This window comes from Achromobacter pulmonis (genome assembly GCF_002885955.2).
GTDB classification, from domain to species: domain Bacteria; phylum Pseudomonadota; class Gammaproteobacteria; order Burkholderiales; family Burkholderiaceae_B; genus Achromobacter; species Achromobacter pulmonis_A.
Genome location: NZ_POQS01000004.1, coordinates 1 through 24,391, shown reverse-complemented (window position 1 = coordinate 24,391; position 24,391 = coordinate 1). Strand labels below are relative to the sequence as shown.

Annotated in this window: 24 protein-coding genes; 16 read left to right on the top strand and 8 right to left on the bottom strand. The window is 59.1% G+C overall.

Annotated elements, in window-relative coordinates:
- Positions 1-227: 227 nt before the first annotated feature.
- The 5 genes from C1I89_RS15170 (at position 228) to C1I89_RS15150 (ending at position 5,763) form a co-directional block, all read left to right on the top strand.
- Positions 228-995 carry a substrate-binding domain-containing protein gene (locus C1I89_RS15170; protein WP_234818383.1) on the top strand — a complete coding sequence of 256 codons (768 nt, stop codon included), beginning with the start codon at positions 228-230 and terminating at the stop codon, positions 993-995.
- Positions 992-2,509, top strand: a complete 1,518-nt coding sequence (locus C1I89_RS15165) for a sensor histidine kinase (protein WP_088590547.1) — start codon at positions 992-994, stop codon at positions 2,507-2,509. The genes C1I89_RS15170 and C1I89_RS15165 overlap by 4 nt, the downstream gene beginning before the upstream one ends.
- Positions 2,510-2,526: 17 nt before the next feature.
- Complete coding sequence (locus C1I89_RS15160; RefSeq protein WP_088590548.1) at positions 2,527-3,855, top strand: sigma-54-dependent transcriptional regulator; 1,329 nt, start codon at positions 2,527-2,529, stop codon at positions 3,853-3,855.
- Between the two features lie 33 nt (positions 3,856-3,888).
- Positions 3,889-4,380 carry a MarR family winged helix-turn-helix transcriptional regulator gene (locus C1I89_RS15155; RefSeq protein WP_088590549.1) on the top strand — a complete coding sequence of 164 codons (492 nt, stop codon included), beginning with the start codon at positions 3,889-3,891 and terminating at the stop codon, positions 4,378-4,380.
- A gap of 105 nt (positions 4,381-4,485) precedes the next feature.
- The gene (locus C1I89_RS15150) at positions 4,486-5,763 is read left to right on the top strand and encodes an FAD-dependent oxidoreductase (protein ID WP_088590550.1); all 1,278 of its coding nucleotides are present in this window, start codon (positions 4,486-4,488) and stop codon (positions 5,761-5,763) included.
- Positions 5,764-5,850: 87 nt separating this feature from the next.
- Here C1I89_RS15150 and C1I89_RS15145 read toward each other — a convergent pair whose 3' ends face one another.
- The 6 genes from C1I89_RS15145 to C1I89_RS15120 all read right to left on the bottom strand — a co-directional run bounded on the left by C1I89_RS15145 (position 5,851) and on the right by C1I89_RS15120 (position 10,328).
- Positions 5,851-6,270, bottom strand: a complete 420-nt coding sequence (locus C1I89_RS15145) for a universal stress protein (protein ID WP_234818384.1) — start codon at positions 6,268-6,270, stop codon at positions 5,851-5,853.
- Between the two features lie 192 nt (positions 6,271-6,462).
- The gene (gene arsH / locus C1I89_RS15140) at positions 6,463-7,215 is read right to left on the bottom strand and encodes an arsenical resistance protein ArsH (protein WP_088590551.1); all 753 of its coding nucleotides are present in this window, start codon (positions 7,213-7,215) and stop codon (positions 6,463-6,465) included.
- A 10-nt stretch (positions 7,216-7,225) separates the two neighbouring features.
- Complete coding sequence (locus C1I89_RS15135; RefSeq protein WP_205736601.1) at positions 7,226-8,425, bottom strand: MFS transporter; 1,200 nt, start codon at positions 8,423-8,425, stop codon at positions 7,226-7,228.
- Between the two features lie 60 nt (positions 8,426-8,485).
- Positions 8,486-8,911, bottom strand: a complete 426-nt coding sequence (gene arsC, locus C1I89_RS15130; RefSeq protein WP_088590553.1) for an arsenate reductase (glutaredoxin) — start codon at positions 8,909-8,911, stop codon at positions 8,486-8,488.
- Positions 8,912-8,919: 8 nt separating this feature from the next.
- The gene (locus C1I89_RS15125; protein WP_088590554.1) at positions 8,920-10,005 is read right to left on the bottom strand and encodes an ArsO family NAD(P)H-dependent flavin-containing monooxygenase; all 1,086 of its coding nucleotides are present in this window, start codon (positions 10,003-10,005) and stop codon (positions 8,920-8,922) included.
- On the bottom strand, positions 10,005-10,328 hold the full coding sequence (locus C1I89_RS15120) for an ArsR/SmtB family transcription factor (RefSeq protein ID WP_088590555.1): 324 nt from the start codon (positions 10,326-10,328) through the stop codon (positions 10,005-10,007). The genes C1I89_RS15125 and C1I89_RS15120 overlap by 1 nt, the downstream gene beginning before the upstream one ends.
- Positions 10,329-10,439: 111 nt before the next feature.
- On the opposite strand from C1I89_RS15120, the gene C1I89_RS15115 reads away from it, so the two are divergent.
- The 11 genes from C1I89_RS15115 (at position 10,440) to C1I89_RS15065 (ending at position 20,913) form a co-directional block, all read left to right on the top strand.
- On the top strand, positions 10,440-10,889 hold the full coding sequence (locus tag C1I89_RS15115) for an ArsR/SmtB family transcription factor (RefSeq protein ID WP_088590556.1): 450 nt from the start codon (positions 10,440-10,442) through the stop codon (positions 10,887-10,889).
- Positions 10,890-10,989: 100 nt separating this feature from the next.
- Entirely contained in the window at positions 10,990-12,012 is a 1,023-nt protein-coding gene (gene pstS, locus C1I89_RS15110; protein ID WP_102773552.1) for a phosphate ABC transporter substrate-binding protein PstS, read from the top strand.
- Positions 12,013-12,108: 96 nt separating this feature from the next.
- Positions 12,109-13,098: a phosphate ABC transporter permease subunit PstC gene (gene pstC / locus C1I89_RS15105; protein ID WP_088590558.1), complete on the top strand. Its 990-nt coding sequence runs from the start codon at positions 12,109-12,111 to the stop codon at positions 13,096-13,098.
- Complete coding sequence (gene pstA, locus C1I89_RS15100) at positions 13,095-13,955, top strand: phosphate ABC transporter permease PstA (protein WP_102773551.1); 861 nt, start codon at positions 13,095-13,097, stop codon at positions 13,953-13,955. Before pstC ends, pstA begins: the two co-directional genes overlap by 4 nt.
- 67 nt (positions 13,956-14,022) lie before the next feature.
- Complete coding sequence (gene pstB, locus C1I89_RS15095; RefSeq protein ID WP_191295212.1) at positions 14,023-14,799, top strand: phosphate ABC transporter ATP-binding protein PstB; 777 nt, start codon at positions 14,023-14,025, stop codon at positions 14,797-14,799.
- 61 nt (positions 14,800-14,860) lie between these two features.
- Entirely contained in the window at positions 14,861-15,223 is a 363-nt protein-coding gene (locus C1I89_RS15090) for an ArsR/SmtB family transcription factor (protein ID WP_165867852.1), read from the top strand.
- 12 nt (positions 15,224-15,235) lie between these two features.
- The gene (locus tag C1I89_RS15085; RefSeq protein WP_102773550.1) at positions 15,236-15,742 is read left to right on the top strand and encodes an arsenate reductase ArsC; all 507 of its coding nucleotides are present in this window, start codon (positions 15,236-15,238) and stop codon (positions 15,740-15,742) included.
- Positions 15,743-15,820: 78 nt separating this feature from the next.
- A complete protein-coding gene (gene arsD, locus C1I89_RS15080) occupies positions 15,821-16,180 on the top strand; it encodes an arsenite efflux transporter metallochaperone ArsD (protein ID WP_088590562.1) in 360 nt (119 codons plus the stop codon).
- Positions 16,181-16,190: 10 nt separating this feature from the next.
- A complete protein-coding gene (arsA, locus tag C1I89_RS15075) occupies positions 16,191-17,975 on the top strand; it encodes an arsenical pump-driving ATPase (protein ID WP_088590563.1) in 1,785 nt (594 codons plus the stop codon).
- A 63-nt stretch (positions 17,976-18,038) separates the two neighbouring features.
- Positions 18,039-19,319, top strand: coding sequence for an arsenic transporter (locus C1I89_RS15070; RefSeq protein ID WP_088590564.1), 1,281 nt, complete (start codon positions 18,039-18,041; stop codon positions 19,317-19,319).
- Positions 19,320-19,467: 148 nt separating this feature from the next.
- On the top strand, positions 19,468-20,913 hold the full coding sequence (locus tag C1I89_RS15065) for an IS1182 family transposase (protein WP_088590574.1): 1,446 nt from the start codon (positions 19,468-19,470) through the stop codon (positions 20,911-20,913).
- Between the two features lie 340 nt (positions 20,914-21,253).
- On the opposite strand, the gene C1I89_RS15060 is transcribed toward C1I89_RS15065, so the two are convergent.
- Together C1I89_RS15060 and C1I89_RS15055 are read right to left on the bottom strand one after the other, a co-directional pair.
- On the bottom strand, positions 21,254-22,369 hold the full coding sequence (locus tag C1I89_RS15060) for an SAVED domain-containing protein (RefSeq protein WP_108627538.1): 1,116 nt from the start codon (positions 22,367-22,369) through the stop codon (positions 21,254-21,256).
- A gap of 5 nt (positions 22,370-22,374) precedes the next feature.
- The gene (locus C1I89_RS15055) at positions 22,375-23,940 is read right to left on the bottom strand and encodes a nucleotidyltransferase (protein WP_158218684.1); all 1,566 of its coding nucleotides are present in this window, start codon (positions 23,938-23,940) and stop codon (positions 22,375-22,377) included.
- Positions 23,941-24,391: the final 451 nt, after the last annotated feature.

Genomic DNA, 24,391 nt, shown 5'->3' with positions numbered 1-24,391 from the left:
GCAAAGGGCATGCCAAGTGTCTCTGGCATTGCCCTACACAGGAGGAGACCAAGACCATGGGCACAACGCGATGCCGGAGAGGTAACGTCCAGGCGCCCCAACAGGGGCTGGCGTTACCGTTCGGTAACCGCCGCAGCTTTCTCGCGGCCGGCGTAGCGTCTATCGCGGCCTGTACCTTGCCGCGCAACGCAGCGGCGTCCGCGCCGCTTAGGTTAGGCACGACCGCGGTGTTCCTGGACGACCAGCTCCAACTGCTGGATATCTGGCGGGCCGATCTTCAAGCAGCGCTTAAGCAGGACATTCAGTTCGTCCAACGACGCAGCTACGGGGAAATCGTGGACCTGCTGTTGCGCGGCCAGATCGACGCGGCATGGATCTGTGGCTACCCTTACGTCTTGAACGCCGACAAGCTCAAGCTGCTGGTGGTGCCGCAGTACCAAGGCAAACCGCAGTACCGGTCGTACCTGATCGTGCCCAAGGAGGACCGAAGCACGGCAGGAATTGCAGACTTGCGCGAACGGGTCTTCGCCTACAGCGACCCACTTTCTAATTCCGGCTTTCTGGTGCCTCGGACGGAACTGCTTGCCGAGCATCAGGACCCGCTACGGTTTTTCAGCAAGGCTTTCTTCACCTTTGCGCACAGCAAAGTTGTGGAGGCGGTCGCGGCGGGGCTGGCCAGCGGCGGGGCGGTCGATGGATACGTCTGGGACAGCATTGCGTCGCAACATGGCGCGCGCGCCGCCGGCACCCGCGTCGCATGGCGATCCCCGGAATATGGGTTTCCGCCCGTCGTGGTCGGCGAGCATGTTGCCGACGACACCGCGCTTGCGCTGCGCGATGCTTTGCTCCAGATGCACGCGCGTTCGGATGGCCGCTTGATACTCAAGCGCCTATTCCTCGATCGGTTTGTTGAGGGGCCCGATAGCCTGTACGACGGCATCCGTGGGTTGGTGCGCACGTCAGCGGGCGAAAACCCGGCACGAGATTCTGCATGAAGTCGGCCCGTTGGAACCCCTGGTCCAGAATCAGCTATCGCTACAAGGTGCCGTTGGCCTTGGCCGCCGCGATCGTGGTAACGGAACTGGTGGTTACCGCGACGCTGATGCGAACCGCTTACGTCGGCATGCTGCGAGACACGCGGCAAAGCGCGATGGCGTTAACGCAGGTTTTATCCTTGTCGGTGCGCGAACCCTTGATGCGTGACGATCTGTGGCGGGTCTACGAGGCGTTGCGCATACCGCTCACGGCAGGAGATGGCGCCCCAGGCTTGCGGTCGATCATTGTGCTGGACCCCGGCTTGCATGTGTATGCGTCATCCGATCCGCATCGCTATCCGGTGCTGACGCCCGGCGCCGGTTTGCCCGCCGAGCTGGCTGCTGCGGCGCAAACCCTGCGTGACGATCCGCGCACCTTTGTATTCAATACCCCCGATAGCCTGGACGCCACGTTGGCAGTCGCCGGCGCCGCAGTTGTGTCGGAAGATGCGGGATTGGCTGGATACGTGCTGGCGTCTTACGACGCTAGCATCTGGCGCCAGCGCCTGTACGACCTGGTCAGCCAGGTGCTGCTGGTCAGCATTCCCGGGCTGCTGTTGCTACTGGCGCTGGGCTGGTTATGGGGAAACCGCATCGCACGGCCGCTGCTGTCTTTGGCCCAGGCGACTCAGCGTGTCGGGCGCGAACCGGCGGCCAACATCGGACTTTCCTTGCGCAAGGAAGGAAGCGACGAAATCGCGGTGTTGGGGCGCAGCTTTGCATCCATGCTGACGCAACTGGAACGACAGGAAGCGCTTGAACAGGAAATCATTGCCGCCGAACGGCTGGCAGCGGTAGGCCGAGTGGCTGCCGGGGTCGCGCACGAGATCAATAACCCGCTTGGCGGCATGCTCAACGCGTTGGATACCTTGGAAAAGCACGGTTCCTACGATGAATTAACCCAAAGAACAGTCGGCCTGACGCGACGGGGCTTGATGCAGATTCGACGTACCGTCGGCGCCTTGCTGGTGGAAGCACGCCTGGATTCGTCCTTCATGCACACAACGGATTGGCAGGACCTGCGCCTCTTGATCGAGCCCGAATTGTCAGAGAAGAACGCCACGCTGCTGTGGGACGTCACCACCCGGGACGAATTGCCGCTGCCCGCGCATCTGGTGCGCCAGATGGTCTTGAACCTGCTCATCAACGCAAAGAACGCCGTGGAGCGCGGCGGGAGCGTCAGCTGCACCGTGACCGGAACCGCCGACCGCCTTTCAGTAGAAATAGCAAATTCCGGGCAGCACATTCCACACGATGTGCTGCCCCATTTGTTTGAGCCTTACCGGGTAGATGCCCGGGGAGCGGGGCGGGCAGAGGGCCGCTCCCGCGGACTGGGCCTGTGGGTGACTTACCAAATCGTCACGCAATTGCAAGGCACGATCGAAGTGATAAGCGAAGAAGGCTATACCGCCTTCACCATCACACTGCCTTGCGGCGCACCCATTGAAAAAACGAACTTGGAGCTGACGCCGTGATACAGCCATATGTCTGTTTGATCGAAGACGACGCCATCATGGGCGAATCCATTGTGGAAAGGTTTCGTCTGGAGGGAATCCGTGCCGACTGGTTTTCCAAGGCGTATGAGGCAAGGGATGCCATCCACGCCAATGCCTATGGCGTGGTGATCAGCGATGTCCGCCTGCCAGACTTGGATGGCGACGAACTTTATCTACAGTTGGTGGCGCAGGGCGGTACGTTGCCACCGTTCATCCTGATGACGGCCTATGCCACGGTGGAAAGGGCCGTGGATTTGCTGAAGCTCGGCGTCAAGGACTACGTGACCAAGCCTTTTGACATCGCGACGCTGATCCAGACCGTGCGCGATGTTGTCCCGGCGCAGGCCTCGCCGGAAAGCGATACGGAACTAGGGGTGTCGCAGGCGGCCCAGAATCTACGCCGCATGGTGCCCCGGCTGGCGGGCCGTGCGTCGGCCGTCCTGTTGGTTGGAGAGTCAGGGGTTGGCAAAGAGGTATTGGCACGACTGATCCACAGCCAGGCGGGGCCGGACCTTACCGCGCGGCCGTTCGTAGCCGTGAACTGCGGCGCCATTGCCTCCACCATCGCCGAAGCGGAATTCTTCGGCTATGAAAAGGGGGCTTATACCGGTGCGGACAAGCTGCGCAAGGGTTACTTCGAACAAGCTGACGGCGGCACGCTGTTCCTGGATGAAGTCGGAAAGCTATCGCCGGCGCTGCAAGGCGCGCTGTTGCGGGCGATACAGGAAAAGCGTGTCCGCCGACTGGGTGCCGAGCACGACACCCACACCAAGTTCGACCTGGTCTGCGCCACCAACCGAAACCTGGCCGAGATGGTCAGCGCCAAGTTGTTCAGGGAAGACCTTTACTACCGGATCAACACCGTCACCCTTGAGGTGAAGCCGCTGCGCGATCGGCCTGAAGACATCCTCTGGCTGGCCAAACGGTTTGCCACCAGCATCGCCGAGCGCCTGGGAGAGCCTGCAAAAACCCTGCACCCGTTGTCGCTGGCCAAGATGCAGGCGTACCCCTGGCCGGGCAATATCCGCGAATTGCATAACCGGATCGAACGCGCCTGTCTGGTCAGTCAGTCCAGCGTCTTGTTGCCGGGGGACATCTTTCCTGAAGGTCCGGACGGCGACCATTTTCACGATGAGCCGCAAGTTGGGGAAGAGGCCACGCTCAACGCCTACCAACAGGTCTGTGAGCGGCTGTACATCGAAGAGGTGTTGCGCCGGCACGGCGGCCGCATTCAAGAAACGGCCGACGTCTTGAGCATATCCAGGAAGAACCTATGGCAAAAAATGAAGCGCTACGGTATTGACCTGAAGCGCCGAAGCGAATAACGTTGGTATCAACAACTAATTTGGCCACCAAGAATGAATTCAACAAGAACACGTCTGGCCAGTCGGGACGCCGAAGCGCTCTATGAAGCGGTGAACCAGCTGATCAGGGTCCATCAGTTCCGCGATCGCGATCGCATTTGTTGCTATGACGTGTCCGTGGCGCAGTGCTATGCCTTGGAAACCCTGGTCAAGCAAGGGCCGCTGCGGTTGCAGGCGCTTGCGCAGGTGATGTTCCTGGACAAGAGCACGGCCAGCCGAATTGTTGATTCGCTGGAACGCAAGGGCTACGTCACAAGGATCGAAGATGCCGCCGACCGCCGGGCGGTGCAGCTTGAGCCGACCGCGGCGGGGCGCAAGCTGTATCAGACCATTCGGGCGGATCTGGTTGCCGAAGAATTTGCCATGATCGAACACATGAAGCCCGAGGTCCTGGAGGCATCGCTTGATCTGCTGCGGCAGTTGACGCGCGCCGCACAAGCACGTTGTGGCGTCGCCTCGACGTGTGCCGTGGAGTTTGAGCCGTAGAGTCCAAGCCGTAGAAATTGCGGCTTTTTTTTAAGCAAATAGTTGCTAGTACCAATTAAATACGGCTTCGGCCGTGTCCCAACCCCATGAAGAGAGGTACCTGGAATGCGCATCAATGACCACCCCGTCGCAATCATCGGAGCCGGCCCCGTCGGGCTGAGCGCCGCCGCTCATCTGCTGGACAGAGGCATACCCTTCGTCGTATTTGAAGCAGGAGACCAGGCTGGGGCAAGTTTGAGCCGGTGGAGACATGTACGGATGTTCTCTCCGTGGGGCTACAACATCGATAAGAAAGCTGGCGAGTTGCTCGCGCAGTCGGGGTGGGTTGCCCCGCCCAGTGACGCTTATCCCACCGGACACGAATTGCTGACGCAGTATTTGCAGCCCTTGTCGGAAGTGCAGTTGATCAATCGCTGCCTGAGAACCCATCACCGGGTGTTGGCTGTCAGCCGCGTCGGGCACGATGTCATGAGGAGCCATGATCGGGCTGTCGCACCTTTCCTGCTGAGAGTCAGCGGACCCCACGGCGAGCGGGATGTCCTGGCGCGGGCCGTTATCGATGCCTCTGGTACCTACAACACACCAAACTGGATGGGCGCGCACGGCATCCCGGCCTTGGGAGAAGAGCGGTTCGCGGCCCAGATCGCCTATGGCATTCCCGACATTCTGGGAGACGCCCGGCAGCGATACGCCAATCGTCGAGTGTTGGTGATTGGCGGGGGCCATTCCGCCTTCAATGCGCTTCAGGACCTGGTGGAACTGGCCAGCATCGAACCTGGTACACGGGTTTATTGGGCGATCCGCGGGGCTTCAACCGATCGGCTTTTCGGAGGCGGAGAAAATGACCAGCTTGAGGAGCGCGGCAGGTTGGGAACGACAGTCAAACAGCTTCTGGACGAGGGAAGGATAGTGCTTTTCACCGGCGTCGACGTTGACCGCGTGAGCGATTCCGACGAGGGCTTGACGGTTCACAGTGGCGTCAAGGCGCTTGCCCCCGTCGACGAGATTGTCGTCGCAACGGGATTTCGTCCCGACCTTCGCTTGATGGCGGAGCTTAGGCTCGAACTAGATCCTGCAACGCAAAGCCCTATCCGCTTGGCTCCAATGATCGACCCGAATGTGCATAGTTGCGGGACAGTTCGGCCCCATGGCGCCTCGGAACTGGGACATCCCGACGAGGGGGTGTTCGTCGTTGGAATGAAAAGCTATGGGCGTGCGCCTACGTTTCTAATGCTGACAGGCTATGAACAGGTCCGATCTGTTGTGGCCGCACTAGCCGGCGACTTGGAAGCTGCAAAACGAGTGGAGCTTGTGCTTCCTGAGACCGGTGTGTGCAACACGCAAGTTCGTCGTGCAAGCGCTGAAGCAAAGTGCTGCACCTAATCTGCAATTGTCATCGGAGGGGCGCAGGCGGAGGTTCAATCTGCGACCCCGCTGCCGATGAAAACGGTCCACGTCGACGAGGAGGTTTTAAGGAAGGATCAGGATGGCCACATCTGCGCGCCCTAAAAGCTCTTTGCACGGGACTCCCAGAATGGCGTTCTTGAGGCCGCCGCAGTGCGACTTGCCTGCGACGATTAGGTCGGCGTCCATCTCACGCCCGAATGCCAAAAGAGACTCAATAGAATCGCCCGCAAGGATATGAAGACGCGGCTGCAATTCGCGTTCTCGAGCTGCGGACAAGAGCGTAGCCCACTCGGTCCCAATCTGCTTATGCACATCAGCGAGGAATGACTCCTCGGATTCGCTCAAAAGCTCATCCAGCTTTGGGCGCACTGCGAGGAACGTCAATGCAGCATGGTTGGCTTGTGCCAAGTCCAAGAGCGCCACCAACGATGGCCGACTCAGGTGTGCGAGGTCGAAATCCACCAGAATGCGCGTAAACATCATCTTCACCCATGAGGCCAGGCAACGTGATTCGCCAGCGTCCCTCAGGCTGATCGGAACGTCGATAGGCAGGATAACCGGTCCGATCCCACCCGCATTTCTTGAAAAGAACGGAAGCTATTCCGTATGTCCAGGTATATGGAAATAAAATCCGTTCGTCAAGTTGATGAAGATAAGGAGAGGAGGGCGTAAACCTTATTGGGTCTCCGTCTCATGCGTCATCGCTTCACGAGCCAGGCGTGCGATCTCCGCGGCCATGCCCTTGCGCTCGCTATATCGGTCCGTGAGATAGTCACTTCGGTCCCGCACCAGCAGTGTGAATTTATAGAGTTCTTCCATGACATCCACCACCCGGTCGTAGTAGGGCGAAGGCTTCATGCGGCCGGCTTCGTCAAACTCCTGAAACGCCTTGGCGACTGAGGACTGGTTCGGGATGGTTACCATGCGCATCCAGCGGCCCAGCACGCGCAAGGCGTTTACCGCGTTGAAGGATTGGGACCCGCCCGAAACCTGCATAACCGCAAGCGTGCGGCCCTGTGTCGGCCGCACACTACCCGTCTCCAGCGGCAACCAGTCGATCTGACTCTTGAACACACCCGTAAGCGTGCCGTGCCGCTCGGGGCTGCACCATACCTGCCCCTCGGACCACAGGGATAGTGCACGCAATTCAGCCACTTTTGGATGGTCCGCGGGAACACTATCGGGCAAAGGCAAGCCGCTCGGATCGAAAATCCGGGTCTCGGCGCCGAGCCGCGTCAAAATTCGCGCCGCCTCTTCAGTGAGCAACCGACTGTACGAGCGTTCACGCAGGGAACCGTACAGCAGCAGTATGCGGGGCGGATGCGTCGCGCCGGCCGTCAGCGACAGCTTGTCGTGCGTGGGGACGTCCAGCAAAGAGTCATCCAGGCTCGGAAGATCGAGGTCAGAGGGTGAAGAATACGTCGTCATTGCAATACACTCACTCGGGCAAAAATTGTAGTTTTGGGCGGCTGAGCCACGCTGCCAGCCAGAAGCTTGCGGCCAGTAATAACGCCACCACCAAGATTGAGACAAGCACTCCGTCGTAGGAGGAACCAATGGCCCAAAGGGCCGCGGCGCCCACCGGGGCGGCGGCGCGCGCAAATGTCATCGGCACGGTCAGGAGCCCGTTGATGGCTCCGTAGGCATGTCGGCTCAACATTTCAGGCACAACCATGCCACGAACGATCGTGAATATGCCGTTGGCTCCGCCGTAAACCACGCAGATTGCCGCGACGACAATGAAGTCCGTGTGCAAGTAGGCGAGGGCGCCAAAGGCGAGCGGGAAGACCGTCACCACCGCTGTACCCACCATTCGCATGGAGGCGCGTGCCGCGAAAATGCTCACGACGATTCGGCCCGCCACTTGGGCGGGGCCGATCAAAGCGATGGCTTGAACAACCGAAGCGGTGTCGATGCCTCGCTCGCGCAGCAAGGGGTACATATGGAACGTAAAGGCAGAGAACATGGCCGCGTATGCTGTCAGCGACAACAGCAGCGCCCAGAAAACAGGCCGACGCAGCGCTTCCTGAACAGCTACGCGATTTCTTTCGCGCTGTTCACCTGGATTGACGTTGTCGGTCGGCCTGGCATCTCGGGCAGGCTGAATAAAGAGCAGGTAGGCGCCGGTGCAGATGATTGCGTTGACCGCAGCTAGTGCGATCAATGCTTCACGCCAGCCCCATTGATTCAACAGCCATTGCACCAGCGGGATAAAGACAGTACTGGCAAAGCCACCCCATAGCGTCAGAGCGGTAATGCCCGCCCGTGAATGACCCGGACCCACGCGGCGCGCGATCACGGCGAAGGCCGGCTCGTAAAGCGTGGCTGCTTGCAACGCGCCCAGGGCTGCGACAAGGACGTAGAAAGCCGGCAGGGACGTCACTTGAGACCAAAGCAACAGCAACCCTCCCGCGAGCAGTGAGGAAAGGCCCATTACCCAACGACCGTGTCCACGATCAACCGCAACACCCACCGGATATGCGGCCAGCGCGGCGAGGATCAGCCCGAGCGTGGCAGCGCCGTATAGGTCGGGTTTGCTCCAGCCAAGCTCTTTGCCCATCGCCTCGGCAATCAACGGAAAGCTATAGTAGAGCGATCCCCAGGAACAGATCTGTCCTATCCCCAATGCTGTGACCAATCCGTGCGCCTTGTCGGATGGATGCACAGTGTCCGCGGCTGTCGAAGGACTTGGCATGGTTTAGCGCACGCGCTTTCCGCTGTCGTCGATGACCACTTCGCCATCTTCTTTGGTGAACGGGCCGCGCTGGGGAGCCTCGAGGATGTCCAATACCTCCTCGGAAGGCCGGCACAGGCGAACACCCGAAGGAGTCACGACAAACGGGCGGTTGATCAGAATGGGATGCGCCAGCATGGCGTCGATCAACGCATCATCGCTTAAGGATGCGTCGTCCAGCCCAAGCTCGAGATACGGCGTCCCCTTCTGGCGAATAGCGTCACGAACGGTCAAACCTGCTTGGGCGATCAGATCAACGAGGGTGGCGCGATCCGGCGGCGTTTGTAGATATTCGATAACTTGCGGTTCGATCCCCGCGTTGCGTATCAGCGCTAGCGTGTTCCGGGAGGTTCCGCATTGGGGATTGTGGTAGATGGTAACGGTGCTCATATGTGTGATCAGGAGGTGAGGGAAAATGCGTTTTCAACAAAAGCGGCCACTTCGGCCGCAGTGGATTTGGCGGTTCGCATGACGCCAATGAGGGTAGCGGACGCAAAACCCGTCCATTCGCCATAACCGACGAGCCACAGGCCTGGAACATCGGCAACCTGCGTGCCAGAAACTCGAACTTTGCCATCGGGGTCGATGATGCCTAGTGCGGCAAGATGTGCCAATGCAGGCCGGAATCCGGTGCACCACACGACAGCGTCGACCACTGAAGAAGAACCGTCGGCCCACACGACGCCATCGCGCGTAAAGCGCGAGAATGGGCGAACCGATTGCAGTACTCCGCGCTCACGCGCCTTGCGCACGGGTGGGACCATGACCACATCACCAAATCCGCCTGGAAGGTCTTCGGGTTGCTCGCCCGACTGCATCGCCTGCCAACGCGCGGTAGCGCGTTCAAATAGAACCCGTCCATCAACGTCATCCGGCAGGAACAGCGGTTCGGTGGACGTCACCCACGTGGTTTGGGCGACCTCGGAAAGTTCTGCAAGGATCTGTGCTCCGGAATTACCGCCGCCAACGACCAACACGCGCTTGCCCGCGTAGGGGGCTGGCGATTGGTAGTGCGCGGAGTGGACCTGTTCGCCACGAAAGATGTCCCGGTCGTCGTACGGAGGGATGAATGGAGCGCTCCAGGTGCCTGTGGCGCTGATCACGGCCTTGGCATGCCAAGCGCCCTTGTCAGTTTCGACGAAAAATCCTGACTCCCGCTTGCTGATGGACGCAACTGCTACAGGCCGCTCCACCGTGAAGCCGTACCGTTGTTCATAGCGCGCGAGGTATTCAATAACCTGATCTCGCGCCGGGTAACCTTGTGTCGGGGGCATAGGCCAGCCGGGCAGGGAGCTCCACTGTGCGGGTGAGAACAGGTGCAACGATTCCCATCCATGCCGCCATGCACCGCCCGGACCCACGCCAGCGTCCAGAAGAATTACCTTCAAAGCGGTACGCCTGAGGAAGTAGGCAACGGCGAGGGCACTCTGGCCACCCCCAATAATGACCACATCCGCATGGCGGTCAGGAGCGATCTCAGACATCAGGCGTCCCTCAGATTTTCAGGGGAAGTGGGCGCTGGAATGCCGCTGCAGCATTCCGCGGTGAGATAGCTCACCAACTCGTTCATCAAATCGATATTCGCGCGGTAGCGCATGTACCGCCCCTCTTGCTCGACGGTGAGTAGACCTGATTGCGTCAGTGCCTTTAGATGAAACGACAGGTTAGTGGGCGGCAGGTTCAATTCCGCCGCGATCTGCCCCGCGACGCAGCCGACTGGGGCGGCGCGCACGAGAAGACGAAAGATGTCCAGGCGAACGCCGGAGGCAAGAGATTCAAAAACGCTTACGGCCGAGGTTTTATTCATTCGTCAATACTACAACAATAATTGAAGTGTTGAGAAGATAAATTTAGACTGTCATCGAATCGTCATATGACAAGCACAATATGTCGATAAATCAAGACATATGGACTTTATATGGAAACCCTCGATTGGCCCTCAGGGCGCCCGCAAGCCATGGTCTCAGCGCTCTCCTCTCCAATCGCCTCGGCAGCGAATGCAGCGGAAGCTGTCTCGGTGTTCACTGCGCTGAGCCACTCGACGCGCTTGGCCATTTTCCGGATGTTGATACGTCAGGAGCCGCGCGGAATGGATGCGGCGCAGATAGCTGCCGTCGTCGGCGGGCCGCGCAGCACGGTGTCGCAACACTTGGCCGGGCTTGCGAGAGCAGGCTTGATCGTCGGCAGTAGAACAGGCGAGGGCGTTCGCTATCGTGCGCGGCTCGGAGGCATCTACGGGCTACTTGAATTCATCCTGGAAGACTGCTGCGCGACACATGCGTGCGGCTGCTTGCCTGACGACGCCGAGCTTGTCATTGGCACGTCGGGACAGGACAGGCAGGAATTGGAGACTGTCATAAACCGTTAATGAATTTGATTCATTATTTCCATAAATCACGACAGACAGATGTGTTGTGACCAGGGAGTCAAACGGACTTCCTCAATGCACCCTCAAGTGGAGAATAAGCATGTTTGCACAGGCCAAAAGATACGCTGCCGGATTGGGCATTTCCTTCGCACTCGGCATGGTTTCAGCTCAGGCCGCGGATATCACCGGCGCCGGATCGACGTTCGTGTACCCGATCCTGTCGAAGTGGTCCGACACTTACAACACCAAGACGGGCAACAAGATCAACTACCAATCGATCGGTTCGGGCGGCGGTATCGCGCAGATCAAGGCTGGTACGGTCGACGTCGGCGCGTCTGACAAGCCCTTGCCCCCCAAGGAACTCGCTGAGGCGGGCTTGGGCCAGTTCCCGGTGGTTATCGGCGGCGTGGTTCCCGTCGTAAACATCGCCGGCATCGAGCCGGGCAAGCTGCGCTTCACCGGTCCCTTGCTCGCTGATATCTATCTGGGCAAGATCGAAAAATGGAATGACAAGGCAATCGCCGACCTGAACCCTGGCGTGAAGCTGCCCGACGCGAAGATCACGGTGGTGCATCGTTCGGACGGCTCGGGCACGACCTTCAATTGGGTCAACTACCTGTCCAAGATCAGCCCGGAATGGCAGACCAAGGTGGGTGAGGGCACGTCCGTGCGGTGGCCCGTTGGTGTGGGCGGCAAGGGCAACGAAGGCGTCGCCGCGTACGTGAAGCAGATCAAGAATTCGATCGGTTACGTTGAACTCGCGTACGCGCTGCAAAACAAGATGTCTTACGCGGCCGTCAAGAACTCGGACGGCAAGTTTGTCGTGCCCAGCGACAAGACGTTCCAATCCGCTGCCGCGCACGCCGACTGGAAGAACTCGCAGGATTTCCATCTGGTGATCACCAACGCGCCGGGTGACGACGCCTGGCCCATCGCGGCAACGGTGTTTGTCATGATGTACAAGCAGCCCAAGGACGCAGCGCGTACGGCCGCCACGCTGGACTTCTTCAAGTGGGCCCTGGAAAACGGCCAGCACGAAGCCGAGGCATTGGACTACGTGCCGCTGCCCAAGGAACTGGTTGCCCAGATCGAAGGCTACTGGGCCGCGCAGATCAAGCGTTGATCCCAGGGAGTCGGTCTCGCCCGGCGGCGCCTGCAGGATCGGCGCCGCCGGGCGAGACCGACGGCCAATTGGCTGCGTTCTTACAGGTTGACGTAAATGTCGAATAATCCGGGTCTTAACCCCGCGCTGGATTTCCAGGCCGAAGAGTCGCGATCGCGCCGCGATGCGTCTTCGGACAAGGTCTTTCGCCGCATTGTTGCCGTAGCCGGCATTTTTGTATTGGTGTCGCTGAGCGGGGCCGCGCTATCCATGCTGTGGGGAGGCAGGCTCGCCTTCAGCACCTTTGGGTTCGAATTTCTCTGGTCCAGTGATTGGGATGCGGTCAATCACAAGTTTGGCGCGTTGGTGCCGATCTACGGAACCTTGGTGACGGCGTTCATTGCGATGCTGATCGCGGTACCGGTCAGCTTCGGTATTGCGTATTACCTGACTGAAGTCGCGCCCAAGTGGCTGCGCCAGCCGGTAGCGTCGGCGATCGAACTGCTGGCGGGCATCCCGTCCATCATCTACGGCATGTGGGGCCTCTTCGTCTTCGTGCCGGTGATGGCTGAATACGTCAATCCGTGGCTTGACGAACACATCGGCACGCTGCCCTTCATCGGCGTGCTTTTTTCCGGTCCACCCCTGGGCATGGGCATGCTGACGGCCGGCATCGTGCTGGCCATCATGGTGGTGCCGTTCATCACATCCGTCATGCGGGAAGTGTTCCTGACGGTGCCTCGCCCATTGAAAGAGTCCGCCTACGCCCTGGGTTCCACCACCTGGGAAGTCGTCTGGAACATCGTCTTGCCACACACGCGCTCGGCGGTGATCGGCGGCGTATTCCTGGGGCTGGGCAGGGCGTTGGGCGAAACCATGGCGGTGACCTTTGTATTGGGTAACGCGCACCGGCTGACGCCCTCGTTGCTGGAGCCGGGCAATTCCATTGCGGCCACCATCGCTAACGAGTTCACCGAAGCCGACTCGGACATTTACCTGTCGTCGTTGATCGCCCTGGGCTTCCTGCTGTTTGTCGTGACTTTCGTTGTGCTGGCCATTGCCAAACTGATGCTCAACCGCCTCAACCGTCAGGAGGGAAGGCTATGACCCCGCAAGGCCTGCGTCTGCAACGCATGCGTACCGCGCGAAATCTGGTGTCGGTAGCGCTGTCGAGGGCTGCGACCCTGTTTGGGCTGTTTTGGTTGATCTGGATCCTGTGGACCACGGCAACCAAGGGCTTCGCCGCGCTCAAGTGGGACCTGATCTTCAAGATGACGCCGCCGCCTGGCGCCGATGGGGGCTTGGCAAACGCCTTGTTTGGCAGCCTGTTGATGAGTGTGGTCGCAATTCTGCTCGGAACCCCCATCGGGATTGCCGCCGGAACGTACCTGGCGGAATACGTGAACCGCCATCGGATCGGCGCGGTGATCCGCTTCGTGAACGACATCCTGCTTTCTGCGCCTTCCATCGTGTTGGGCCTGTTCGTCTACGAACTGGTCGTCCGGCAAACGGGGCATTTCTCCGGCTGGGCGGGCGCCATCGCGTTGGCATTCATCGTTCTGCCGGTTGTGGTCCGTACCACCGACGAAATGCTGCAACTGGTGCCCAGCCAAATGCGCGAGGCTGCGCTGGCATTGGGGGTGCCCCAATGGAAAGTGACGGTTCAGGTCTTGTTCCGGGCGGCGTTGCCGGGCATCACAACCGGCGTGCTGTTGGCCCTGGCGCGCATCAGTGGTGAAACCGCGCCCTTGCTTTTCACGGCGTTGAACAACCAATACTGGAACGCGGACCTGAGCGCGCCGATGGCCAGCGTGCCCGCCGTCATTTTCCAATATGCAATGAGCCCCTACGAAAGCTGGCATGCGTTGGCCTGGGCTGGTGCCTTCGTCGTCACGATGTTCGTGCTCCTCCTGAGCCTGCTATCCCGCGCTATCTTGTCACGCAACAAGGTGAATCATGACTGAATTTGCTTTCCCGTCATCGGTATTGAACTCCTCGGCGGCCGGGGCCATTGCGGCCCGCAGCGCCTCCCTGGACAATCCGGCCACCGCGACGCAGCCTAAAGTGGTGACTCGCGACCTGTGCTTCTATTACAAGGGTGTCCAGGCGCTGAACAACGTCAATATCGAACTGGCTTCCAATCGCGTTACCGCGCTGATCGGCCCGTCCGGTTGCGGCAAGTCGACCCTTTTGCGTATCTTCAATCGTATCTACGCGATTTATCCAGGGTTGGAAGCGCGCGGCGAGGTCTTGCTCGACAACCAAAACATTCTGGACCCCGAGTATTCGATCAACCGCTTGCGTAGCAAGGTGGGGATGGTGTTCCAGAAACCGGTCCCGTTTCCGATGTCGATCTATGACAACGTCGCCTACGCAATCCGGCACTACGACCGCTTGCCCAAGGCCGAGATGGACGTCAGGGTGGAAGCGGCCTTGCGCAACGCCGCGCTCTGGGACGAGGTCAAGGACAAGCTGGAGCAGAACGCGCTGGGGCTGTCGGGCGGCCAGCAACAGCGGCTATGCATCGCCCGCGCAATTGCCCTGAGCCCCGACGTGTTGCTGCTGGATGAACCGACTTCCGCACTGGACCCGATCTCCACCGCAAAGATCGAACAGCTGATTGCCGAGCTGAAGAAGGACTACACCGTCCTGATCGTGACGCACAACATGCAACAGGCTGCGCGTTGCTCTGACTACACCGGGTTCATGTGCGCCGGCGAACTGGTCGAGATGGGCCGGACCGACGACCTGTTCACCAAACCGAAGCGTGAACAGACTTCCGACTACATCACCGGCCGCTTCGGCTAGCCATCACCCGCGACCCTACATTAGGGTTTACAGCTTTCTACTATTCCACTACAGTCGAACAATGGAAATGAAAGATGCTGTCAAAGCCCTCGCCGCGATCGGGCATGAATCGCGCCTTGCCGTCTACCGCCTGCTGGTCCAGGCGGGGCCGGAAGGTCTGCCTGCCGGCCAACTGTCCGAAAAGACGGGCATCCCCCCCTCATCGCTTTCTTTTCACTTGAAAGAGCTGGTGCATGCCGGCTTGTTGACGTCGCGGCAGGAAGGAAGGTTTGTCATCTATGAAGCTCGATTCGAGTCGATGGCGGAACTGTTGGCCTACCTGACTGATAACTGCTGCGGCGGCCAACCTTGTGCCCCGACAAGCGTCACCGCTTGTGACCCACCTGCAGCCGCTCGCGCGCGGCGCGTGAACAACCTCTCTTGAAGAGTCCGCATCATGACCGAGAAAGTCTATAACGTTCTATTTTTGTGCACCGGCAATTCGGCGCGCAGCATCATGGCGGAAGCCTTGCTCAATACGCTGGGGAAGGGCCGCTTCCATGCGTACAGCGCGGGCAGCTATCCGGGTGGCACCGTGAATCCGTTCGCGATCGAGCGGATTCAAGTGCTGAACTACCCGACGGACCAACTGCGCAGCAAAAGCTGGGACGAATTCGCCGCGCCGGACGCACCCCAGATGGATTTCATCATCACCGTGTGCGACAACGCCGCCGGCGAAGTCTGCCCGGTCTGGCCAGGCCAGCCGATCTCTGCCCATTGGGGCTTCGAAGATCCCGCCGCCGCCGAGGGCACCGATGAAGTGAAGCGCCGCGTCTTCGAAAAAATCTTTCGGCAGATCTCCGCCCGCATCAATATTTTTGCCAACCTGCCCATCGCGGCCCTGGATAAGGCAGCGATCCATCGCGAGTTGAAGCAGATTGGTGAAAGCAAGCCGGCCGAGTAATGCCGGGCTAATGCTCATGCCGCCTGTCCATGGGCCATTTTTTTTGACGGACATTTCGAAAATTCTTGGAGCGTCAAAATGAAAACCATACAGATATTTGACCCGGCCCTGTGCTGCAGCACAGGCGTGTGTGGCGTGGACGTGGATCAGGCCTTGGTAACGAGCGCGGCCGATATCGATTGGGCGAAGCGGCAAGGCGCAAACATCGAGCGGGTGAACCTGGCCCAACAACCGCTGGAGTTCGCGCAGAACGCGGTGGTCAGCGCGTTTCTGACGCGTTCAGGCGCCGAAGCGCTTCCTTTGACCTTGGTTGATAACGAGATTGCGTTGGCCGGCAGATACCCCACGCGCGAGGAACTCGTGCGATGGACAGGTATCGAAGCCCCCGCCGACGCCAAACCGCAGTCGGGTTGTTGCGGCGGCAATCGCACCTGCTAAGGGGACGGCCATGAACTTTCTAAATGCAGCTCCCCGGTTTTTCTTCTTTACCGGCAAAGGCGGGGTCGGCAAGACCTCGCTGGCTTGCGCGGCGGCCGTCTTGCTGGCGGAGCAGGGCAGGCGAGTGCTGTTGGTCAGCACCGATCCCGCATCGAACGTGGGCCAGGTATTCGGCGTTGACATCGGCAACCACATCACCGCGATTGCCGCCGTGCGCAACCTGTCGGCGCTGGAAATTGACCCGCAAGGCGCGGCCCAACAGTACCGGGACCGAATCGTGAACCCGGTGCGCGGCGTCTTGCCCGACGATGTGGTGCGGGGCATTGAAGAATCCTTGTCGGGCGCCTGCACCACGGAGATTGCGGCGTTTGACGAGTTCACCTCTTTGCTGACGGACTCAAGCCTGACGTCGGACTTCGATCACGTCATTTTCGACACGGCGCCCACCGGGCATACCATCCGCCTGCTGCAGTTGCCGGGAGCCTGGAGCAGCTTTCTGGACGCTGGCCAAGGCGATGCGTCATGCCTGGGGCCGCTGGCCGGCCTGGAAAAGCAACGTTCCCAGTACCGCGAAGCGGTCGCGGCGTTGGCGGACCCGCAACGCACGCGCCTGGTGCTGGTCGCGCGCGCGCAGCGGGCCACGCTGGAAGAGGCCGCGCGGACCAGCCTGGAGTTGGCGGGCATCGGGCTGTTGCAGCAGCACCTGGTCATTAATGGTGTCCTGCCTGCCGCGGCCGTCCAGCATGACGATCTGGCCGCGGCCGTCTATGCCCGAGAGCAGGCAGCCATCGAAGCCATGCCCGCACCGCTTGTGGCCTTGCCCAAGGACCAGGTCACCTTGAAAGCCTTCAACGTCGTTGGGCTGGAAGCCTTGCGCCACCTGCTCACCGACGCCGCGCTTGATGCCGACGAGCCGAACCGTGTTGACGTTCCCAAGATCGAAGCCCCTGATCTGGCATCGCTGGTTGATGGCATTGCCGCCGACGGGCACGGCCTGGTCATGGTGATGGGCAAGGGCGGCGTGGGCAAAACCACGCTGGCCGCGGCGATCGCGGTCAACCTTGCGGAACGCGGCCTGGCGGTGCACCTGACCACGTCGGATCCCGCGGCGCATCTGGCACGCACGCTGGAAGGCACGCTACCCAATCTGACGGTCAGCCGCATTGACCCGCGAGTCGAAACCGAGCGCTACCAGCAGCACGTATTGGCGACCAAAGGCGCCAAGCTGGACGCGCACGGCAAGGCCTTGCTGGAAGAGGATTTGCGTTCGCCATGCACCGAGGAAATTGCCGTGTTCGGCGCGTTTTCCCGCATCGTGCGCGAGGCCGGCACCAAGTTCGTCATCATGGATACCGCGCCCACCGGCCACACCTTGCTGCTGCTGGATGCAACCGGCGCCTATCACCGGGACATCGCCCGCCAGATGTCGGGCAGCAATGTCCACTACACCACGCCGATGATGCAATTGCAGGACCCCACGCAGACCAAGGTGTTGCTGGTCACCCTGGCGGAGACCACGCCCGTGCTGGAAGCCGCCAATCTTCAGGAAGACCTGCGCCGCGCCGGCATCGAGCCCTGGGCCTGGCTGGTCAATAGCAGCATCGCCGCGGCGGGGCCGACATCGGCCTTGCTACGCCAACGCGCCTTCAATGAACTGCGCGAAATGGACGGCATCGCCAAGCAACACGCGAAGCGATACGCCGTCGTGCCATTGCTGAAGACCGAACCCGTCGGCATCGAGCGCCTGCGGCAATTGGCCAGCCACCATCATGACGCCGCGCCAAGCCTTGCGTAGTTACCCACGTATTGACCCTTTATCGCTTCAACCTTCAATCCACAAATAAAAAGAGTTCGCCCAATGTTTGCTGCAATAGCAATTTTTGTTCTAACGCTCGTGCTCGTGATCTGGCAGCCCCGTGGCCTGGGGATCGGGTGGAGCGCCAGTTTGGGCGCGGTCGTTGCGCTTATCGCCGGCGTGGTGCACATCGGCGACATCCCGGTGGTGTGGAATATTGTCTGGAACGCCACCGCCACCTTTATTGCCGTCATCATCATCAGCCTGTTGCTGGACGAGGCGGGCTTTTTTGAATGGGCTGCGTTGCATGTGGCACGATGGGGCAAAGGTAGCGGCCGGGCGTTGTTCGCGCTGATCGTCTTGCTGGGCGCGGCGGTCGCTGCGCTCTTTGCGAACGACGGCGCCGCGCTGATCCTGACTCCCATCGTCATGGCCATGTTGCTGGCGCTGGGCTTCAGCCCCGCCGCCACCTTGGCCTTCGTGATGGCGGCAGGCTTCATCGCGGATACCGCCAGCTTGCCGTTGATTGTGTCCAATCTGGTGAATATCGTTTCCGCCGACTTCTTCGACATCGGCTTCAACCGTTATGCCGCGGTGATGGTGCCTGTCAATTTCGTTGCGGTGGCAGCGACCTTGGCGGTGCTGATGCTGTATTTTCGCAAAAGCATTCCCGCGCGGTACGACGCTGGCCAGCTCAAGCAGCCCGTGGCTGCCATCCGCGACGCGGGTACCTTTCGCGCCGGCTGGGTCGTGCTGGTGTTACTGCTGATCGGTTTTTTCGGCCTGGAGCCACTGGGCGTGCCAGTTAGCGCCGTGGCGGCCGCCGGCGCGGCAATCCTTCTGCTGGTTGCGGGCCGTGGCCATATCATTAGCACCCGCAAGGTCATACGCGAAGCCCCGTGGCAGATCGTTATCTTCTCGTTGGGGATGTACCTGGTCGTTTACGGCCTGCGCAACGCCGGGCTGACCCAATATCTGGCTGATCTGCTGAGCGGGTTCGCGGAGCAGGGGATCTGGACTGCCACGATCGGTACGGGCCTGGTGGCGGCATTCCTGTCGTCCATCATGAATAACATGCCGACCGTGCTGGTAGGCGCCTTGTCGATTGATGCCAGCCAGGCCAGTGGCGTTGTCAGGGAAGCGATGGTCTACGCCAATGTGATCGGGAGCGATCTGGGGCCGAAGATCACCCCGATCGGGAGCCTGGCGACTTTGCTTTGGCTGCATGTGCTGGAACGCAAAGGCACCGTGATCTCGTGGGGCTATTACTTCAAAGTTGGCATTGTGCTGACGCTGCCGGTGCTTCTGGTGACGCTGGCTGTATTGGCAATAAGGCTAGGGTAAAGAAAGTCTGGGTGCATGCATGTCAGATGAAGACCGCTTCTGGTCGGTCGCAGACCTTACCGGCCGTTCGCTCCCGACCGAGGCTGTGTGAAAACTCTTCACGGCTCTCACTAATTAAAATTGGCCAACCCGTTTGAGCGAGATGGCGATGAAGCGATTCATCGAAGGCGAAGTCCGAACCCAGGTCACATTATTGCCAGAATGCCTGGACGACTACATCGACGAGGACAATCCGATACGGATTGTCGATGTCTTCGTCGATGAGATTGATCTCCTGTCGCTCGGTTTTAGTGGCGTCGATCCTGCTGCTACGGGTCGGCCCGCCTATCACCCCGCCGTTCTGCTGAAGCTCTATATCTACGGGTACCTTAACCGTATCCAGTCCAGTCGTCGTTTGGAGCGGGAAGCCCAACGCAATATTGAGTTGATGTGGCTGATTGGCCGGCTGGCTCCACACTTCAAGACTATCGCCGACTTCCGCCGCAACAACGGCGTCGGCATACGCAATGTCTGCAAACGCTTTATCGCCATGTGCAGGCAATTGAAGATCTTCTCGCAAGCCATGGTTGCCATCGACGGCATCAAGTTTAAAGCAGTCAACAGTCGCGACCGCAACGTGACTCCAGGCAAAATCGACCGGCGCCAGGAACAGATCGAACAGAGCATTCAGCGTTACCTTGATGCACTGGCGACCGCCGACCGCACCCAGCCAGCGGAAGCCGAGGCCAAGACCGATCGGCTACGGGAGAAAATACGAAAGTTGCGCGAACAGATGCAGCAACTCGACGGGATGAAGGAGCAGTTAAAGAGCCTGCCCGACGGACAGATATCCCTCACAGATCCCGACGCGCGCTCAATGATGTCCCAAGCCACGGGGTCAGGCCTGGTCGGCTACAACGTCCAGACTGCTGTTGACGCAGAGCACCACATGATTGTTGCGCACGAGGTGACGAACATAGGCAACGATCGTGCGCAGCTAAGCAAGATGGCGAGTGCTGCCGGTGAAGAAATGGGGCACCAGAACTTGCAAGCATTCGCGGATCGGGGCTACTTCAATGGCCCAGAGATCAAGGCCTGCGAGGATGCTGGAATAGCGGTATTTGTACCCAAGCCAATGACATCGAACGCCAAGGCGGAGGGGAGATTCGACAAGACCGACTTCATATATATCGCGCAGGACGACGAATATCAGTGCCCGGCAGGCGAGCGCGCGATCCATAGATTCGCTACGGTGGAGAAGGGACTTGATCTGCACATTTACTGGCCCAGCGCTTGCCCCCGATGCCCGCTCAAACAACAGTGCACGACCAGCAGCTATCGACGTATCCGCCGATGGGAGCATGAAGATGTGTTGGAGCGAGTTCAGGAACGTCTTGATCGTAAGCCCGACGCGATGACGTTGCGGCGCCGCACCGTCGAGCACGTATTCGGCACGCTGAAACACTGGATGGGTTCAACACACTTCCTGACCCGGACGTTGGCGCATGTGAGTACCGAGATGAGCCTGTATGTGCTTGCCTATAACCTCAAGCGGCTAATGCGCGTTTTGGGTATCGCGGGAACGATGAAAGCAATGAGATCGGTGGGGGCATGAGCCTTTTTAAACGCTGATGAGCCTCCCAGCTACGACTAGGCACGAGAAAAGCACGAGGGGGCCGATCAATATATGACTGGATGACGCTGCACGTGCAATGAAGCTCTTGAGCCCGAGCACTCGGCATATTCCTGCATCGCATGCGTTTCCACACAGCCTCGACCCGTTGCGGACACTCAGTCGGCGTAAAGTGGCTCATGGCCCCATCGACTGAATACGTCGACCAGGTCCCGACGCTCGGCATAGAGAGCCTTCATGTGGCGCAAATGCAGCAGGAAGTTCCCGTCGGAAATAAACTCCGTAACAGTCATCGGGATGGTTGGGCCCTAGTTGCTCCAAATTAAATGGGGGCTCCTGTCAGCGTGCAAATTGCAACGGGGATCGCGTTTCCATGATCTGGCATCCGCACCGCCCATGGATAGGGTACGGGGTCTGTACGTTCGTATTGGTACACGAGTAGTTCCGGCATCAAGCGCTCGTCGTAAGTCGTACCCAATCGAATTGCCAAGCTCGCAGGAGAAGCCAATACGAGATGGATTCGCCTGATGCCCTTTTCCATCAACTGTTGGATCGCGTCTCTGAACGACGCGGCGATTGCCCGTTGCTTCTCTTCAGACCAATAAACATCTGTGCGTAAAAGTACCGCTTGCAGATGGGAAACGGAAATACCGGGGAACGCTTTTCTTACGGCAGGTATGTCCACCGGATAAGAGAGCGAAACCGCCAGAACTACTTCGTCTTGATTCAACGTAAGTTCGCTGACATCTAACGGTAGCGTTCGATGACTGTCGTCCGGGCCATCAATTCCGCGCCAATGGCCAGTATTTCGATCCCAGTCGTAAATCGCGATTCTAGACTCATCCTCTAACAGCATTCCGGCCAAAAATAATGCTGGGACCGCTGCGAGGCCGCCTACCGCAACGGAAACGTCGCTACTGTCGCGACCGGCGGAAAGCGTTTCCACTGAAGATCTAAGTGTCGAGAGCTTTTGAAGAAGAAGTTTTGGACTCACTCGTTCACCTTCCGCACTCGGTCTGAAGTCGAGCAACACCCAATTTCGATTGCTGGGTAGCGGGCCAAGGTCCGCATCTTTCGCTGGCGTATCAGGACTTAAATGGAGTCCTCTGAGCTCAACCACAATGGCAATCTGACGCGAGTTCTTCCTCGACTCGCGCCAAAAATCGAGTAGGTAAACGACTAGTCCAATTGCGATGAGAAGGGCGCCAATACAATAAGCGAAGTTTGATAGAAATTGAGAAACGCTGTCGCCCGTTGAAACAGCGAATGACCACTCCGCGTCGGAGCTTCGATACGAGAGCTTCGCGATCCAGCTCACGCCAATTGTCGCCAAAATTATGGCTACCCCAAATCCAACCAGCCTGGGTCCAAACGTCCGCGGCCGATAGAAAACGTAGTCAATGAGACGACTGAAGAATTTATGAATGAGTTGTCTCATGGTACCTACTTAACATTAACGACAAAAGCGCCGCTGCGTGCTGCCAAATGGCGGTTCTTGACGATAAAACACTCTATGGTGTGTGATCCAACATACGCGGCGTCTTCTTTATGAGTAATGTCCCCGCGCTCCACCTTGCCTTGGTCGAATCCTCCTCGGAGTTTTCCCGCAGCAGTAGCTTCGGCCCCCGTATTTACGACCTGCCAGTACACTTCATATGGTTGCGGTATGTCAGTTGTCACTTGAAAACTCAAGGAAGCCCCTTTGACTAGCGGCTGGCCGTTCGAATGCAAGCGCATGGGCCTGGAAAATCCTTGACCCGTCCATGTGACTTTAGAGATCGACACGCTTCCGACCTGTCCTTTGGGCCACGGTGCCGACTGCTTGTGAGCGGCGGCGAAAAGGTTAACGGCAGCACCATAGATTCTTGCGAGACTGGTCGATCGTCTGCCTGCCCCTCCGCTTGCGGCGCGGGCTTGACGTTCGCCGAACGACTGGCTAGCTGCCTCGACAATTCTCTGAGGGTTTTGCTGCGCGGCGATTATGGAAATGTCTTCGCGGACTTTGCGAAGCCAGGCATAAAAGCTTGCGCGCTTCTCCGGCGCATTTTGCCAACGATCAGCAAAATTTTCTTGCGGATCTGTAGGATTGCAGATCCGCACATTGCCCGCCGGATCAAAGGAAATGTGTGACTCCATCCTTTGGAGAATTCCTAATACGGCTTCTACGGCAGTTCTTTCGCCAAAGTAGGACAGGCCAGCCAGCGTTGTAATAATGACCGAAATCGGCTTGTGCTCAGGCCTTCCCGCGAACATGACATCGCGGTGCCGCTTTAGAATCTGCACCGCTTGTTGTAGTGGAGTCTTGACTGCGTACGACGGGATTTCTTCAACGTTGGCTTGGGCCTCTAGGGCCATGGCGGCTCTGATTTGACGATAGTTAATCGCCATCCTTGAACGAAACCACTTGGTATAGCCCCTAGGATTGGAATGTGGCCATTGCGCGGTAATGGACCGATAACGGGGGTGATCCTTGTCGGTAATAGCTATGGCTGAGGACGCCCAAGCATCGCTAAGATTGGCCTCAATTAGAAGTTGCCGCTTGATCTTTCCGTCAGGAAGCGCAGGCAGCGCATCAAGGTGAAATTGCGCGCCTTCTGCGTAATCCAGCGTCCAGCAACGTCGGCCTTCACTTGGCTTCTGCATGTTATGGGCTTCAGCATAAAGCTGCATCTCGTGCCCTAGCATTGCCTTCAGATTGTGCTGGCTGTAATCGCCCTTGGATAGCGAAAGCTCGCAGACCAGATCAATGTCGTAATGCTCGTCATCGCTAACAGGTCGAATGGGAGTCCCCAGACGAAACGACCCTTGAACGTACACATCCGGGTTGAAATCCTTTAGCGTGGACGCATCACGACAAAGCCAACTTCCTACAGAGTCGTAGCGCTTTGATGCTTCCTGATAACGCGAAATGGGAACGTCTAGTTCTTCTGCAAGGCGCTCCAAAAACTGCGTGCCCTGAGCGGTCACAGGCTCTTTCTCCGCAATCTTCAATCCCCGGCTCGCGTTCATACATTCTCCTTTTCGGGTAGCAGTAGTGGGATGAAGCTGTCTAAGCGTCGACCACTCCCAGTCGAACGCGGTGAGATAACTCCCCCCTCGGGCTTAAATGTAGCAATTATTTTCGGCTCGAGATAATTGGTCTAAGGTGGAGCGTTGGAGATTCTCGGAGCGTTAATCGGCCCGCTTGCTTCGTACAAGGATGCACAGCCGTCCACTTCTGGCCGCGCGCAGCCGTTGACGACGGGCCCTTTCCGTCCGGCGCGGGCGTGGGCACGCTCGCGGCGCAAAAGTGGGGCAACGGTCGGCACTCGCAGCGCGGGCCCGCAGTCGGGACGAAGGAAGGTGAGCAGGTCGAGAAGCAGCCGACATTCCCGGGCTAGGGATAAGTAGGCGAGGGTTTTCTCACCGCTAAGCAGTGGGATGCGCTTGCTTCAGGTCAGCTCAGCATGGGCACTGGATC